The sequence below is a fragment of the Ureibacillus endophyticus genome (assembly GCF_024159215.1).
GTDB lineage: Bacteria > Bacillota > Bacilli > Bacillales_A > Planococcaceae > Ureibacillus > Ureibacillus endophyticus.
Window position 1 is genome coordinate 2,278,235 of sequence record NZ_JAMYWW010000001.1, and the last position, 16,886, is coordinate 2,295,120.

The 16,886-nt window shown below is 34.9% G+C and carries 17 protein-coding genes; 4 read left to right on the top strand and 13 right to left on the bottom strand.

Annotation, left to right across the window (positions count from 1 at the left end; translation table 11 throughout):
- Positions 1–54: 54 nt before the first annotated feature.
- Both NKR20_RS11235 and NKR20_RS11240 read left to right on the top strand, forming a co-directional pair.
- On the top strand, positions 55–1,113 hold the full coding sequence (locus tag NKR20_RS11235; RefSeq protein WP_121213304.1) for a DctP family TRAP transporter solute-binding subunit: 1,059 nt from the start codon (positions 55–57) through the stop codon (positions 1,111–1,113).
- Between the two features lie 275 nt (positions 1,114–1,388).
- The gene (locus NKR20_RS11240) at positions 1,389–2,642 is read left to right on the top strand and encodes a dicarboxylate/amino acid:cation symporter (RefSeq protein ID WP_121213305.1); all 1,254 of its coding nucleotides are present in this window, start codon (positions 1,389–1,391) and stop codon (positions 2,640–2,642) included.
- 51 nt (positions 2,643–2,693) lie between these two features.
- Here the strand turns inward: NKR20_RS11240 and NKR20_RS11245 are convergent, their stop codons facing one another.
- The 10 genes from NKR20_RS11245 to NKR20_RS11290 form a co-directional block, all read right to left on the bottom strand.
- Entirely contained in the window at positions 2,694–2,897 is a 204-nt protein-coding gene (locus tag NKR20_RS11245; protein WP_121213306.1) for a hypothetical protein, read from the bottom strand.
- A 21-nt stretch (positions 2,898–2,918) separates the two neighbouring features.
- Positions 2,919–4,040 carry a Nif3-like dinuclear metal center hexameric protein gene (locus NKR20_RS11250; RefSeq protein ID WP_253426717.1) on the bottom strand — a complete coding sequence of 374 codons (1,122 nt, stop codon included), beginning with the start codon at positions 4,038–4,040 and terminating at the stop codon, positions 2,919–2,921.
- The gene (locus NKR20_RS11255) at positions 4,040–4,735 is read right to left on the bottom strand and encodes a tRNA (adenine(22)-N(1))-methyltransferase (RefSeq protein WP_253426720.1); all 696 of its coding nucleotides are present in this window, start codon (positions 4,733–4,735) and stop codon (positions 4,040–4,042) included. Before NKR20_RS11255 ends, NKR20_RS11250 begins: the two co-directional genes overlap by 1 nt.
- A gap of 213 nt (positions 4,736–4,948) precedes the next feature.
- Complete coding sequence (gene cccA / locus NKR20_RS11260) at positions 4,949–5,305, bottom strand: cytochrome c550 (protein ID WP_253426735.1); 357 nt, start codon at positions 5,303–5,305, stop codon at positions 4,949–4,951.
- 147 nt (positions 5,306–5,452) lie between these two features.
- Positions 5,453–6,595: an acyl-CoA dehydrogenase family protein gene (locus tag NKR20_RS11265; RefSeq protein WP_253426752.1), complete on the bottom strand. Its 1,143-nt coding sequence runs from the start codon at positions 6,593–6,595 to the stop codon at positions 5,453–5,455.
- Between the two features lie 105 nt (positions 6,596–6,700).
- On the bottom strand, positions 6,701–7,264 hold the full coding sequence (locus NKR20_RS11270) for a hypothetical protein (RefSeq protein ID WP_253426755.1): 564 nt from the start codon (positions 7,262–7,264) through the stop codon (positions 6,701–6,703).
- Between the two features lie 177 nt (positions 7,265–7,441).
- On the bottom strand, positions 7,442–8,569 hold the full coding sequence (gene rpoD / locus NKR20_RS11275) for an RNA polymerase sigma factor RpoD (RefSeq protein ID WP_121213312.1): 1,128 nt from the start codon (positions 8,567–8,569) through the stop codon (positions 7,442–7,444).
- Between the two features lie 31 nt (positions 8,570–8,600).
- Positions 8,601–10,439 carry a DNA primase gene (gene dnaG / locus NKR20_RS11280; protein ID WP_253426758.1) on the bottom strand — a complete coding sequence of 613 codons (1,839 nt, stop codon included), beginning with the start codon at positions 10,437–10,439 and terminating at the stop codon, positions 8,601–8,603.
- 218 nt (positions 10,440–10,657) lie between these two features.
- Positions 10,658–11,470 carry a pyruvate, water dikinase regulatory protein gene (locus NKR20_RS11285; RefSeq protein ID WP_253426761.1) on the bottom strand — a complete coding sequence of 271 codons (813 nt, stop codon included), beginning with the start codon at positions 11,468–11,470 and terminating at the stop codon, positions 10,658–10,660.
- Between the two features lie 11 nt (positions 11,471–11,481).
- A complete protein-coding gene (locus NKR20_RS11290; RefSeq protein ID WP_121213315.1) occupies positions 11,482–12,120 on the bottom strand; it encodes a transcriptional regulator CcpN in 639 nt (212 codons plus the stop codon).
- A gap of 518 nt (positions 12,121–12,638) precedes the next feature.
- Here NKR20_RS11290 and NKR20_RS11295 point away from each other — a divergent pair.
- Both NKR20_RS11295 and NKR20_RS11300 read left to right on the top strand, forming a co-directional pair.
- On the top strand, positions 12,639–14,027 hold the full coding sequence (locus tag NKR20_RS11295) for a glycine--tRNA ligase (RefSeq protein ID WP_121213316.1): 1,389 nt from the start codon (positions 12,639–12,641) through the stop codon (positions 14,025–14,027).
- Between the two features lie 151 nt (positions 14,028–14,178).
- Positions 14,179–14,655, top strand: coding sequence for a hypothetical protein (locus NKR20_RS11300; protein ID WP_253426764.1), 477 nt, complete (start codon positions 14,179–14,181; stop codon positions 14,653–14,655).
- Here the strand turns inward: NKR20_RS11300 and recO are convergent.
- The 3 genes from recO to NKR20_RS11315 form a co-directional block, all read right to left on the bottom strand.
- Entirely contained in the window at positions 14,652–15,431 is a 780-nt protein-coding gene (gene recO / locus NKR20_RS11305) for a DNA repair protein RecO (RefSeq protein ID WP_253426779.1), read from the bottom strand. The genes NKR20_RS11300 and recO overlap by 4 nt on opposite strands.
- Before the next feature lie 126 nt (positions 15,432–15,557).
- Entirely contained in the window at positions 15,558–16,475 is a 918-nt protein-coding gene (gene era, locus NKR20_RS11310; protein WP_121213319.1) for a GTPase Era, read from the bottom strand.
- Positions 16,456–16,875: a cytidine deaminase gene (locus NKR20_RS11315; protein WP_253426783.1), complete on the bottom strand. Its 420-nt coding sequence runs from the start codon at positions 16,873–16,875 to the stop codon at positions 16,456–16,458. The genes era and NKR20_RS11315 overlap by 20 nt, the downstream gene beginning before the upstream one ends.
- Between the last annotated feature and the right edge of the window lie 11 nt (positions 16,876–16,886).

Here is a 16,886-nt window from a genome sequence, read left to right on the forward strand (position 1 = left end):
CTATTATCATTTTTTGTTTATAATAAAAAATAAAAATAAAATGGTGAATATGTTATGAAATATTTTTTATCTGGTTCCGTTATTATCATCCTAATATTAATCGCATTATTTGGATATCGTCAAAATATTTTCTCATATAATACTTTACCCTATGATGACGAACAGCATGGTTTAGATGACCAAATTATTATTAACTTTAGTCATGTTGTGGCAGAAAATACGCCAAAAGGGATGGCTGCTGAAAAATTTGCTCAGTTGGTTGAAGAAAAGAGCGAAGGCCGTGTAATTGTTAAAATTTATCCAAACGGAATGCTTTACAATGATGAAACGGAAATCGAAGCCCTTCGAGAAAATGAAATTCAAATGATTGCCCCAACTTTCTCTAAAATGACCGATTTACTACCTAATTGGCAAGTTCTTGATTTACCTTTTATTATTGATAATAATGAAGAATTAAAAACTGTCTTAACCGGTCCATTAAGCAAAAAATTATTACAAGAACTAAACAGCATTAATATTAAAGGTCTGACATTTTGGAATAATGGTTTTAAACAAATTGCTTCGACTTCCCCAATTTTCAAAGTTGAGGATTTTTATGAAAAAAGAGTTCGTATGATGCCGAGTAATATTTTGAAACAGCAATTTCTACTTCTAGGAGCAGAACCAATTCCAACTTCCTTTGGTAATGTTTATTATGATCTACAAAACAAGCAAGTTGATGCCCAAGAAAATACAATCTCAAATATTTATTCAAAACGTTTTTATACGATGGAAAACCATATTACCCTCTCAAATCATGGAATACTTTGCTATGCTGTAATGATGAATGAAGATTTTTGGAATAATTTAGATGAAGATATTAAAGCGATTATTCTACAGTCTTTAGAAGAAATTCAAGATTGGCAATTTGAGCAAGCTCAACAGATGAATGAAAAAGAATTAAACAGTTTAATGCAAATGAAGGATGTTAAAATTTACAAATTACAAGATTCAGATAGAAAGCAATGGAAAGCGAAGATTCAACCAATATACGAAGTTTATAGAAAACAGTATAATGAAAACTATTTAAATGAATTTTTAGAGGAACTAAAAAAAGAACAAATTATCAAATAATGAACAAAACGAACAAAAAAGAGTTATCTATGAAAATAGGTAGCTCTTTTTAATTTTGTACTACAACAACTTAACCTAATAATAGAACAGTAATATAACAGGTTAAACGTTGGTATTATTGGATTTTCAATATAAATCACAAGAAAATGAACAAAATGAACGATATATTCTTTAAAAACTAAACAGCAATTTCAGAAAATTTTCCGTTATGATAGTTTTCAAGTGAAAGCGATATCATAAATTGCTTACTTTAAATAAATGGAGGATGTGAGAATATGAAACTAGTAAAAAATCTAACTTTCCAAGTTATTTTCGCAATTGTTTTAGGTATTATTGTTGGGGCTATTTGGCCAGAATTTGGAGCAGGTTTAAAAGTTTTAGCAGATCTATTTATTAAATTAATTAAAATGTTAATTGCTCCTATTATCTTCTTAACAGTCGTAATCGGTATTGGCGGTATGGGAGATATGAAAAAAGTCGGTAAAATTGGTGGTAAAGCATTATTATACTTCGAGATTGTATCAACAATCGCATTAGCAATTGGTATTGGGGTAGCTCTAATAGTAAATGCAGGTGATGGTATCGATACATCAGCAGCAGGTGACGCAGATGTATCTAAATATACAACTGCTGCTTCTGAAACGGAACACGGTATTGGAGCATTCATAGGAAGTATTATTCCTGATAACTTTGTAGGTGCTCTTGCAAATGGTGAATTATTACCAACTTTATTTGCAGCGGTATTATTTGGTATGGCTGCAGCAGCACTTGGTGAAAAATCTAGACCAGTCATTTCTTTCTTTGAACAAGTTTCTGAAATCTTTTTCAGAATTGTAGGAATGGTTATGAAATTCTCTCCAATTGGTGCCTTTGGTGCGATGGCTTACACAATTGGAAACTTTGGTTTGAGCACTTTAGGTAACCTTGGTCAATTAATGGGTGCTGTATACATTACTATGTTCTTATTTATCGTATTTGTCTTAGGTTCAATCGCTGCTTATTATCGTGTAAATATCTTTAAATTTATCTCTTATATAAAAGAAGAAATCTTTTTAGTAGTTGGTACTTCTTCTTCTGAATCTGCATTACCATCTTTAATGCGTAAATTAGAACGTTTCGGATGTTCTAAACAAACGGTTGGTTTAGTGGTTCCAACTGGGTATTCATTCAACCTTGATGGTACAGCAATCTATTTATCAATGGCAGCTCTTTTCATTGCACAAGCATACGGTGTTGATTTAACTTGGATTCAAATTTTAACGCTTCTAGGAATCTTAATGATTACTTCTAAAGGGGCTGCAGGGGTAACAGGTTCAGGTTTCATTACGTTAGCTGCAACTTTAGCTGCCTTCCCTATGATTCCTGTTGAAGGTATCGCATTATTAATTGGGGTTGACCGCTTCATGTCTGAGGCTCGTGCTGTAACAAACTTAATCGGAAATGGTCTTGCTACAGTTGTAATATCAAAATCTGAAAAAGAATTCGATCAAGCTCAATACGAAGCATTAAAAGCTGAGCGTGCTCATTAATCAAACGAAAAGAATATTAATAGGGCTGTGCTTTGTGCACAGCCCTTAAATTTATTTATTACATTTAAATTCATATGATGTTGTAATGATGAAGCCACCTTTTTCAACAATAGCTTCTCCCCCATCATTTTCACAATTTGTTACGAGTTGATTGATTTGTTTTTCTGACACAATCGAGAAGATAATTTGAAATACAACTCCGATTATCACCATTAAAACACCAATCATAACCCACACTTTTCCGTTATTACTCACTTTTACACTTCCTATAATCACCTATAAAAATATAAACGGCTCTGTATTAATTTCAGATTGGATAAATTGTACTGCCAATTTCTTTTCGATGCATAACTGCTCCATCTTTTCAGCCACACCTTTAATCATAACCTTTTCCACATGATGACCTGGGTCGACAATATTTAATCCAATACTTTGTGCATCTTGCGCGACGTGGAAATACATATCTCCTGTTACAAACACATCTGCTCCCGCACGTTTAGCAGAATGGATATATTTATTTCCGTCTCCTCCAACAACAGCTACTTTGGAAACGATCTCATCTGTATTACCTACGACACGTACACATGGCACATTTAAACTCTTTTTTACATGCTCAGCAAACTCACGTAAAGTCATTGGTTGTTGTAAGGTTCCAATTCGACCTAAGCCCATTATGTTCGTCTCAACGGCTAACGTGTAAATGTCGTAAGCAGGTTCTTCATATGGATGTGCATTTAATAAAGCTTTTAACACTTTATTTTTAATAGAATGTGGGAATACGACTTCAATTTTTTCTTCATCAGTTTTTTCCATTTCACCTATATCCCCAATAAATGGATTTGCTCCTTCCAATGCTCTAAAACGACCTTGTCCGTTCGTTGAGAAACTACATGAATCATAATTGCCAATTTTCCCTGCTCCAGCTTTTGAAAGTGCAACACGAACCTTATCCGCATAGTCATCAGGAACGAAAACAGCAAGCTTCATTAAATACTCATTATACGTTTTCTCTAAAATTTCTCGATTTTCAAGTTTTAAAGCGTCTGCTAATAAGTCATTTACTCCACCTTCTGCAACGTCTAAGTTCGTATGTGCAGCATACACCGCAATATCGTTTTTAATTAATTTCTCGTATAACTTACCAGCCGGTGTGTCAGTACGTAAATTAGAGAGTTTACGGAAGATTGGTGGATGATGGGCAATGATTAATTGACATCCCTTGTTAATCGCTTCATCCGCCACTTGTTCATTGACATCAAGAGTTACAAGTACTTTTGTAATTTCTTTATTTAAAGTACCAATAGCAAGGCCAATTGGATCATTCTCCATACACGCAATCTTTTTTGGAGACCAACTTTCAAATAGCTGGATTATCTCATTTCCATTTGGATTCTTCATTACTTAATAGCCTCCTCAACAAGACTTATTAAATGTACAAGCTCTTTCTTTTTTTGGACGATTTCTGGTGTTTGCTCTGCTTGTTCAATGGACTGTAGTACACGTTTCCAATTGTCGATTTCTCTTGTCCATTTTTTCATGAAAGTATTAGATTTTTGAGCCACTAAATGGGGGCCTAAAATAATTTGCTCTTCATTTAATTTCATTTTGCCCCGTTGCAATACTAACACTTCATAAATTTTCTCATCTTCTTCCAAAATCACTTCATCTAATATTGCCCACTCATTACGCAATGCCCATTCTCTAATTACTTTTGCATGAATATTCGGCTGTAGAATGAGGCGTGTCACCGATGTTAATGCTCCTGGATTTTTCTCTAAAATCGATACGATTAATGGACCACCCATACCTGCAATTGTAATGGTATCAACTTGATCATTGTCTTCTATCGCTTGTAGACCGTCTGCTAAACGAACAATAACTTTATCTTCTAATCCTTCAAGTTTAACTTGTCTTAAAGCCGATTCATAAGGACCTTTTACTACTTCACCAGCAACAGCTTTATTCACGATATTTTGATGAACTAAGTAACATGGTAAATATGCATGGTCACTCCCGATATCTGCAACAACTGCGCCAGTTGGTACGAAAGAAGCTACAGTTTCTAATCGTTTTGATAATTTTTGTGCGTTCATAACTTACCGCCTTTTTCTATATTTGCCACTCTATTATATAAAAAAACAAAGGGAGTGTCTGATATCTTGTTTAAGACACTCCCTTTGCGACGAGGATAGTCGAAATTTAGTTCGACTACCACAGGAGCAAAGCTATTATATAAATTTTTACTATATGAGAAGAAGGCTGTTCAGTAAAGTTTACTTACTAAACAGCCCTTTGCGAAAAAATTATTATTCTAATGAAGAAATGTACTCAGCGATTGCTTGTGCTTCGTCTGGAGTTTTTAGACCTGGAGTCATTGGAGTACCTTCAATACCGTTTGTTAATACGTCAACGATATGATCAGCTTCTAAACCAACAAGGCTTGGCCCCGTACCACCAGTTAAGTCACCACCGTGACATCCGATACAAGCGCTTACTAATGCTTCACCATCAGCACCACCAGCTGTTTCGCCGCCTTCTTCAGTTCCTTCGTGTCCACCAGCGATTTCTTCTTTGTTCCCTACACCTTCTAATGACATGAAGAAGATAAGTCCGATACCGAATACCATGATTAGAATATAAGGAATAATTGGATTGTTTTTCATTGGTTACCCTCCCTTTTATTATCAATTTTTCTACATCTATTAATATAGAATCTAGTCAACAATCATTATTGTACTGCATATTTCCAAAAACGAAAAGACCTAAACGACAACTTTTACAGGGTTTGACACAAATTCGACAATTAAAAGTCAAAGTTGTAAAATTTGTCTAGCTATTACCAACTTTTGGACCTCTGAAGTGCCTTCACCAATCTCTGTTAATTTAGCGTCCCTTAAATATCTTTCCACTTCATACTCTTTAATATACCCATAACCACCATGAATTTGAATAGCTTCGTCACAAACTTCCATCGCAATTTCTGATGCATAGTATTTGGCCATGGATGCTTCTTTACTAAATGGTCTACCTTGATCTTTTAACCACGCTGCTTTATACATCATATTGCGAGCTAGCTCAATTTTCACTGCCATATCAGCTAATTTAAATTGTGTGGCTTGGAAATCTGCTAATGTTTTTCCAAATTGTTTTCTCTGCTTAGAATAGCTAATTGCCTTATCAAAAGCCGCTTGTGCTATTCCTACAGCCATTGCAGCAATCCCTATTCTTCCCCCATCTAACGTTATTAAAAACTGTTTAAATCCATCGCCTCTTTTTCCCAAAAGGTTTTCTTTTGGAACTTTCACATTTTCAAATACTAATTCAGTTGTATTTGAAGCATTAAGACCCATTTTTTCATAGTCACTTTTAATTGTGAATCCTTCAGCATCGGTTGGTACAATAATTGCACTGATTTCTTTTTTTCCATTATTCATGCCGGTAATGGCTGTAATCGCAACATGCTTTGCAAAACTCGCATTCGTAATAAAAACTTTCGATCCATTAATGAGATAGTAATCACCCTTATCTTCTGCTTTTGTCTCTGTTCCCCCTGCATCTGACCCTGCATTAGGTTCTGTTAATCCAAAAGCACCAAAGGATTCTCCTGTACAAATTGGCACTAAATATTTTTCTTTTTGTTCTTTTGTACCGAAAAGGGATATAGGTGCACCACCTAGTGATATATGTGCCGAATAAGTGATTCCTGTTGAAGCACAAGCGCGGCTTAACTGCTCCGTAACAATGGCAAAACTAATAGTGTCTGCCCCTGCTCCACCAAATTCCTCAGGAAATGGTAGACCCATAATCCCCATTTCAGCTAACTGTTTAAAAACATCTATTGGAAATGTTTTTGTGCGATCCCTTTCTGCCGCGCCTGGAGCAACGACTTGATCTGCAAAATCTCGAATCATTTTATATAACATCGTTTGTTCTTCTGTCAGGTCGAAATTCAATATAAGTCACCCCTAGTTAAGGAAATTTTTCAATATCATAATAGATATATTCTTTCAACTATCGAAAAATTAGCTTAACATTTGGGGAATTTAAGAAGTTTGAATTTAAACAAGTATATAAATTTGATATCCAATTAAAATGACTAGTCCTAAAACACCAGATAGTGTAAAATACATCAATTTTAATTTAATACCTGAAACAAGCCACATTACACAATTCACAATAAGTAGTATATACAGAATGACTAATTGATCCGTAAAATATGTAAGACTTACCTTTACAGAGAGAGCTAAAATGAGCAATGCGGCTATTACTTGCAAGATGGGCGTAATAAGAGCATTTTTCTTTGCTAGGAGATATGCACTAATGATGAATGCACATGCAGCAACTCCAGTTAATAAGATAATTATCCAAACATAACTCGTAATGAACAATACGAGAGCAATAAGTACCAACGCGATAGTAGACAAGGAAATACTTAGTGTAATATGTTTGCGTTTCTCCTTAGCTTTTACTGCCTTTTTATGGCTAATTTCCTCTTCAGTTTCAACCTCATTCCCTTCTGAGTAGAGAGTCATGAGAAAATCACAATAGTGCTCAGGTAACAGTTTATTTTGTTTCCAAAAAAGCACTTCATTTAGAATAATTTTTTTTCTATTATTTGGCATAATCTTTTTCTCCAAATATGTTTAATTATGTATATTAATTATTTTATCTTAAATTTTCCATCTACACATGCATATAAAGTCGTGGTCTGGAAAATTTTACAGCAACATTTCCTATTACCATTTTCACTATAAATGTAAAAAAGAAAGGCATCCAAAATTTTGGATGCCTTCTCAATATTATTCTAAGAAATCTTTTAGACGTTTACTTCTAGATGGATGACGAAGTTTTCTTAATGCTTTCGCTTCAATTTGGCGAATACGTTCACGCGTTACACCGAAGACTTTTCCTACCTCTTCTAATGTACGAGTACGACCATCATCTAAACCAAATCGAAGGCGAAGTACATTTTCTTCTCGATCCGTTAAAGTATCTAGCACATCTTCTAATTGCTCTTTTAGTAACTCATAAGCAGCATGATCAGAAGGTGATTGTGCTTCGTGGTCTTCAATGAAGTCTCCTAAATGTGAATCGTCTTCTTCCCCAATTGGCGTTTCAAGTGAAACAGGTTCTTGAGCAATTTTTAAGATTTCACGAACTTTTTCAGGAGTTAAATCCATTTCTTCTCCAATTTCTTCAGGAGTTGGTTCGCGCCCTAAATCTTGAAGTAATTGACGTTGCACACGGATTAATTTATTGATTGTTTCAACCATGTGCACAGGGATACGTATTGTACGGGCTTGGTCAGCGATTGCACGAGTAATTGCTTGACGAATCCACCATGTCGCATACGTAGAAAATTTAAATCCTTTTCGATAGTCAAATTTCTCAACAGCTTTAATAAGCCCCATATTACCTTCTTGAATTAAATCAAGGAACAACATCCCTCTACCAACATAACGTTTCGCAATCGATACAACTAAACGTAAGTTCGCTTCAGCTAAACGTTTACGCGCCTCTTCATCGCCATTTTCAATACGTTCTGCAAGACTAATTTCTTCTTCTGCAGATAATAAATCAACTCGACCTATCTCTTTTAGGTACATACGAACCGGGTCATTAATTTTAACACCAGGAGGAACACTTAAGTCATTTAAATCAAATGCTTCTTCACTTTCTTCGTGTTTTGCAAGCACTTCATCTTCAAATTCTTCTTTTCCTTCAACTTGAATACCATAGCTTTTCTCTATGTCTTCAGCAAAGTGGAAAATCTCCTCATTCTCCAACTCATATTGTGCAAGATTATTTGAAATTTCCTTCATTGAAATTTCATTATTCATTTTTGCTTTTTCTTGAAGAATTGTTTTTACTTCTTCAACTGTAAGTCCATTCACAACTTCTTTTGATTGTTCTGACTTGTCCGCCATAAACCTTCCTCCTTAAACAAAACGAATCGGTTTAAATTGCCGATAATGATTTCTTTAATTGAATAATTTGCATTGCGATTTCAAGAGCGCGTCTATGCTCGTGTAATTTTTCCGCTTCTTGGGATTCATGAAGTAATTTTTTAATTTGCATTTCAATTTTATGTTTTTTTAATTGTTTTAGACAGTCTGCAATTTCAGCTTCAGCATGTTCAGGATCTCTTTCAACTAGTGCTGCTTCCATCGCAATTTTCCTTAAAGCAGGGTCTTCGATAATTTCCAAAAACCTTTGATAATCTGCTGATGAATGTTCTTCATAAAATCCAATTAGTCGTACAAATACTGCCGCATAATCATCCTTTGCAAAGGGCTGCGGGTCTTCACTTTTTAAGATTTTATCTACAACTTCATAATTACTTAACATATGAGACAATAATAATCGTTCAGCTCGATCTGTGGCTGATAGGGTTTTTTTCTGCTGTATTTCAAATGGTTTTGTTTGATTTCTTTGTTCAGCTCGTTTAAAATTTTTCTCATTATCAGCTGTAAATTTTCGAAATTGTGCTTTAATTGCTTCTTCGGATATATTAGTTTCACTTGATAGCTGTTTTATATACAAATCACGTTCAATTGGAGAAGATCTCCCTACAAGTTGCTCTAACACTTCCTGAATATATTGAAGAACATCATTTTCAAACTGAAAATTTTTATTTCGCCTTGCATGCATCATCATAAAAGAAATATATGCATGAGGTTTTTCTAAAATTTGTTTTTCAAAAGATTCTGATCCAAATTTTCGGATATATTCGTCTGGATCTAATTCTTGTGGTAATACAGCGACTTCTACTTTAAAGTTTTCCGTATATAGCATCTCTGCAGCTCTTTTTGCAGCATCCCAACCTGCATTATCACCGTCATAACAAATAATAATTTGCTCACTTAAGCGTTTCAACTTTGTGATATGTTGCCCGGTTAACGATGTACCCATTGTTGCTACAGCATTGTATACACCAGCTTGATTTGCTGCCAGTACGTCCATAAAACCTTCCATCAAGATAGTTTGACGCTTTTTACGAATATAAGTTCTTGCCTTATCCAAATTAAAAAGAACTTGGCTTTTATGAAAAATTGGTGACTCGGGACTATTTAAATACTTCGCATCATCTGAAGAATCAATTATTCGCCCAGAAAATGCAATTACCTTTCCATTTTCATCCCGAATAGGAAACATGACTCGGTTTCTAAATCGATCAAAGTAAGTATGGTCACTTTCCTTCTGTATGATGAGTCCGCACTCAGCCATTTCTTCTAAGTCATAGCCATTTCTTTTTAACAAAACTGACAATGTATCCCACGATGGCATTGACCAACCTATACCATTCGTTTCGATAAGTTCCTTAGTAAATCCTCTTTTTAGGAGATAATTTAGCGCTTTTTCACCGTCTTCCGTATTCATCAACAAATGATGATAAAATTGCGCAGCAAATTCATGTGCCTCAATCATTTTTTCTTCTTTTTTTGAATAACTTTGGCTATCTTTGTTCATACTATCGTATTGGATGTCTAAATGAATACCGACACGTTCCCCTAGTTTTGCAACGGCATTTGGAAACGGAATGTTCTCAATATCCATAACAAAAGTGATAGCATTTCCACCCGCGCTACATCCAAAGCAATGGAAAATTTGTTTATCTTGAGACACAGAAAATGAAGGTGTATTTTCTCCGTGAAATGGGCATAATCCAAACCAGTTACGTCCTCTTTTTGTTAACTGCATGTAATCACTAATTACATCCACTATATCAACTTGAGAACGAATTTGTTCTATCATTTCCTCAGGTATTTTCCCGTTCACTTTAACCACCAACTTCATTTGCTAATAACAATATTCGCGATGAATTTTAAAAATCCTCTATTTTACGACAAAAAATAGCGAATTAAAAAATCATGATTTTTTAATAATATTTTTACCACAATTCTTTTATTATAAAACAATTTCTGCATATTTTCCACTTTTTTATGAAAAAAATTAATAAATACACGTTAATTCACAACAAAAAACCCCTCTTATGTTATAAGAGGTGGTTTTTGTCATTTATTTTGTTCAATTCGTTCAATAATATCGTTTGCAGTTTCTTCTACCGCTTTATTCGTTACATCAATTACTGCACAACCAATTCGTTCTACCACTTTATTAAAATGTGCTATTTCTTGTTTAATCCGTTCTTGTTTAGCATAAATCGCATCATCATTTAAACCTAGTGCAATTAATCGCTCTTTTCGAATAATATTTAATTTTTCAGGTGAAATCACTAACCCAAAACATTTTTTAGGATCTACTAAAAAAAGTTCTTCGGGTGGATTTATTTCTGGAACGAGTGGAACATTTGCAACTTTATATCGTTTATGTGCTAAATATTGGGACAGTGGAGTTTTAGATGTTCGTGAAACACCTACAAGAACAACATCTGCCAATAATAATCCCCTTGGATCACGTCCATCATCATATTTCACGGCAAACTCGACTGCCTCGATTTTTCTAAAATAGTCATCATCTAACTTATGGACAAGTCCCGCTTCTTCTAATGGTAGTTCCCCAATTTTATCTTGAACTACTTGGATAACTGGACCTAATAAATCCACTGATTGGATATTATTTTGTTGACATTGCCCATGCATTTTCTGTCTCATTATTTCTTCAGCCAATGTATAAACAATTAGTGCATCTTGAGCTTTAGCAATTTCGACAATATTTTTAATCTGATCTTCGTTTTCTATATGAGGAAATCTTCTAATTACTGTGTCTTCAAAGTTAGGTCTAAATTGGGCTACAACAGCTTTTACAACATGCTCTCCTGTTTCACCTACAGAATCCGAAACAACAAATACTTTTAAACTCTTCAAATTAGCACTCCTTATAAGTCATGGGTTTCAGCTAAAGAAATAAATGCTTTCGTTATATTGGTTTTTGTAAGTCGGCCTACAATTTCTAAACCTTTATCAGTCTCATGAACTACTGGTAAGGAGTCGACTTGTCGTTCAATTAATTTTTTAGCAGCAACAATTAATGAATCCGTTTTTTTACAATAAACAATGTTCGGCATTCTAGTCATAATAATATGAACCGGTATTGTATTTAAGTCTTGGCTCCCTATACTTGTTCTTAATAAATCTTTTCTGGACAATACACCCTGTAACATTGTGTTTTCATCTACAACAAACAAAGTACCGACATCTTCTAAAAACATATGTACAATCGCATCGTACACAGTCATATTTTCAGAAACAACTACTGGTAATGACTGAAAATCCTTTACTTTTAAGTTCATCATCGACTCTGTAACCGTAGTCATCGTTTTCTTACCAGAGTAAAAATAACCGACACGGGGCCTTGCGTCTAAAAAGCCAGCCATTGTTAAAATAGCTAAATCTGGTCTAAGCGTTGCCCTAGTCAAATTAAGGCGCTCAGCTATTTGCTCACCCGTTATTGGACCGTTCTCCTTAACTATTTGCAGAATTGTATCCTGCCGTTTATTGAGTTCTATTGGACTCACCCACTTCAAATAGTGTTATACTGATTACCTAATTATTATATACTATTCTGCGTAATATTGCGAAAAAAAGTGTTGGTGCTACAATATTGACACAGTTACAATACTTAACATAAAATATCATATAGAACTTAATATTAGGCAATGAGAGGAAATATAAGTACCTTTTCAACAAAAGCGAGTAGGAACTGGTGAAAGCCTACAAGAAAAGCGAAACGGCACCCTTGAGCCAATTTTTATAAAAGAGGTTTAAAACTGTTTGTAATCGATTAGCATTTGGATAAACGCTGTTCAGGAATCAAAACTGATTGAAAGCGTTTGTCAATCAAGGAACGAGAAACAGCACAACCGGAGCGAACATTATAGTTCGTGAGGATTGGGATGATTCGAGTGACGCAGAGTGCGAACGCTTGCTAACAGTTTTGACAAGCGGGGTGGAACCGCGGGTGTAAGCACTCGTCCCCGGGCATTCAAACGCCCGGAGACGGGTGCTTTTATTATTAATACATGGAGGAATTATTATGACACAAAAATCAATGGAAACAATCGTAAGCCTAGCAAAACATCGTGGTTTTGTATTCCCGGGTTCTGAAATTTACGGTGGTCTTGCAAACACTTGGGATTATGGTCCGCTAGGTGTGGAATTAAAAAACAATGTAAAAAAAGCTTGGTGGCAAAAATTCGTTCAAGAATCTGAATACAATGTTGGTCTTGATGCAGCAATTCTTATGAACCCTCGTACTTGGGTAGCTTCAGGCCATGTTGGAAACTTTAATGACCCAATGATCGATTGTAAATCTTGTAAAGCTCGCCACCGCGCAGATAAATTAATCGAAGAAGCATCATTAGAAAAAACAGGTAAAGAAATTATTGTGGATGGTATGAGCTTCGATCAAATGAAAGCGAAAATGGAAGAACTATCTGTTACTTGTCCAGAATGTGGTAAAAATGATTTTACTGATATTCGTCAGTTCAATTTAATGTTTAAAACATTCCAAGGTGTAACAGAAAGCTCTGCTAACGAAATTTTCCTTCGTCCGGAAACAGCACAAGGTATCTTCGTTAACTTTAAAAATGTACAACGCTCAATGCGTAAACGTACACCATTTGGTATTGCCCAAATCGGTAAGTCTTTCCGTAACGAAATTACTCCAGGGAACTTTACTTTCCGTACTCGTGAATTCGAGCAAATGGAACTTGAGTTCTTCTGTAAACCTGGTGAAGATCTACAATGGCAAGAATATTGGAAAGAATTCTGTAAAAACTGGTTATTAAATTTAGGTATGAAAGAAGATAGTATTCGTCTACGTGATCATGAAGAAGATGAACTTTCACACTATTCAAATGCAACAACAGATATCGAATTCCGCTTCCCATTCGGTTGGGGTGAATTATGGGGTATCGCTGACCGCACTGACTATGACTTAAAACAACATATGGAACATTCAGGTGAAGATTTCACTTATATTGATCCTGTATCAAATGAACGTTATGTACCTTATTGTATTGAACCATCTTTAGGGGCAGACCGTGTTACATTAGCATTCCTATGTGATGCTTATGATGAAGAGGAATTAGAAGGTGGCGACTCTCGTACTGTTCTTCGATTCCACCCAGCATTAGCTCCGTTTAAAGCGGCTGTTCTTCCTTTATCGAAAAAACTTGGTGATGAAGCTGCTGAAGTTTGGGCAGAGTTACGTAAATCATTCCCAGTTGATTATGATGAATCACAATCAATCGGAAAACGTTACCGCCGTCAAGACGAAATTGGTACACCATTCTGTATCACTTATGACTTTGACTCGAAAGAAGACGGCCAAGTAACTGTACGTCACCGCGACTCAATGGAACAAACTCGTATGCCTATCACTGAAGTAAAGGCTTATATTGAAAAACATTTACAATTCTAATAAGCGTAAAATTGAAGGCACTGAACATACAAACCCGTATGTTCAGTGCCTTTTTATTTCAAAAAAGTTAATTTTGTTCATTTAGTTCAATTTATTCATGATTTGTTAGAATATTTAGATTATAATGTAAACAAAAAAGAGGTGAAGATTGATGTTCATTCAAACGCTATTTAAACAAGAGCGAAAAGCTACTTCTCTAGAAAAAACTCCTGCAGATAAGTTATTAGAAATTATCTTAACATTACTAAATAAAGAATTACCTCAACATCAATCCCAACACCATATATTATTTACAGCGAATTCCAATTTAGAGTATTTAAAAAATCTATTAAACTATCATCGTAAACAAATAAATCCAGATTTCCATACCGGTCAATATCATCAAAACGTATATGCGCAATTACAAAAACAAATAAGTCAATTACAAATGTTAGTAGATGGTTACATGGAACTAAGTATCGATATTCAACAAATGAATCATCGTCTACATTTCCACCACGATGCAATTCATTATTTATATAACAACTATAAACAAACTAAGGAACAAAACTTTTATAAGGAAACGGAACCAATGTTTTGGCAATGTCTTAAAGAGGATGTGTTAGAAATCATAAAAAAAATGCTTTAGTTTTCTTTATCCTCACTTTGTTTACGCGTTAGCAGTGGGGTTCTTTCTAATTGTTCAATGAAAGAACGAGATTTTAAACGCATGCCTGTTTGTTCTTCGTAAATAGTTGTTACGATTTTTTTAATAAATTGTTTAGTTTCTCGCTTTAAATCTAACTTCCCTACATGCTCAATAGGTACACTATAAAACATTCTAATTAACTTTAACTGCTTGGGAGATAGTCGAATAATATAAGGGTCGACATGAAAACAACGGTGACATAAAAATCCTCCTTGTGAAAACGAGAAAGCAAATTCACCTGCTACTTCACCACAAGCTGCACATGCATGTAAAATTGGCTGTACTCCTGTAAACGGTAATAACTTCCAATCTACAAAAAGGGTGATTGCTTCTGGATCATATCCTTCTTCAATTGCTTGTAGAGCTTGATATAAAACATCATAGGCAAATGGTTCAGGTCTACCTTCTTCAACGAGTCGATCTATGAGCTCTACAATATAACTAGCATATGCTGTTGATATAATATCCGTCTGTAAATTTCGCATCGAGCTAATATGTTCTCCTTGCTGAAGCGTTCCCATACCCGAAGTTCTTTGCACCATGAACATTGCATGCATAAAAGTTTGTGTCACTCCTGCTAACCTACTCGTTGGTTTTTTTGCACCACGAGCCATAACCGCCACTTTGCCTGCTTCTCTAGTCATAATTGTTACGATTTTATTGGATTCTCCATAAGGACGGGTCTTTAAAACAATGCCTTCCCATTTGTTTAACATTTTGGCGGCACTTCCTTTTCATTATTTCCTTTCATCATTATACAATAGAAAACTTATCCTATTATCACTTTTGTTTTGGCACAAAAAAAGAATACCTACATATATGCAAGTATTCTTTCTTTATCATTAGTATTCGTCTTCTCGGTATCCAAAATCTCGTAAATGTGTCATCTTATTACGCCAGTCTTTTTGTACTTTTACCCATAACTCTAAGAATACTTTTGAACCTAATAGCATTTCAATATCTTTTCTTGCTAGGGTACCAACTTCTTTTAATAAAGCACCACGTTTACCGATTACGATACCTTTTTGAGAATCGCGCTCAACCATGATTGTTGCCTGAACGCGAATCATATTTTCGTTTTCTTCATCACGTTTAATTTTGTCGATCACAACGGCAATTGAATGAGGTATTTCTTCTCTAGTTAAATGAAGAACTTTTTCTCGAATCAATTCAGAAATGATAAAACGTTCTGGATGGTCCGTTATTTGGTCAGCTGGATAATATTGTGGTCCTTCAGGTAAATAATTTTCAATCGTAGCTAATAGATTTTCAATATTATTTCCTTCTAGAGCTGAAATTGGAATAATCTCGGCAAAATCAAATTTTCCTTTATAAGAATCGATGATGCCAATTAATTCATCAGGATGTATTTGATCGATTTTGTTAATGACCAGAAAGACAGGAGTTTTCGTTCCTTCTAGAAGTTCTAGAATAAATTCATCTCCCTTACCAATCGCTTGTTCAGCGTTCACCATAAACATAATCACATCGACTTCTCGCAACGTATTTTTCGATACTTTAATCATAAATTCGCCAAGTTTATGCTTTGGTTTATGAATTCCAGGAGTATCAATAAATACCATTTGTGATTGTTCTCGTGTTAAAACACCTTGAATTTTATTTCGTGTAGTTTGTGGTTTATCTGACATAATAGCGATCTTTTGGCCAATTACTCTATTTAAAAATGTTGATTTCCCAACATTTGGTCGACCAATAATAGAAATAAATCCTGATTTATAGTTACTGATGTTTTCCTGCATTATCTAAATCCTCCGGTGTAAAGGCGCCTGGTAAAAGTTCGCCTACTGTTGTATGTTGTATATTGCCTTTTAAGTTTGTTAAGTAGACAGGCATGTCAGGTGCACAAAACTCGGAAATTACTTGTCGACAAGCACCACATGGAGAACAAGGACCCACAGTATCAGCTACGATAGCGATTGCTGCAAATCTTTTAACTCCTTCTGAAACTGCTTTAAAAATCGCTGTTCGTTCTGCACAGTTCGCAAGGCCGTAACTAGAATTTTCAATATTACATCCATGATAAACCTTGCCGTCTTCTGTTAATAGAGCAGCACCTACTTTAAATTTTGAATAAGGAACATATGCATTTTCCCTTGCAACTTTTGATTGAGCTATTAAATCATTAATATCAATTTTCATAATATCCCCCA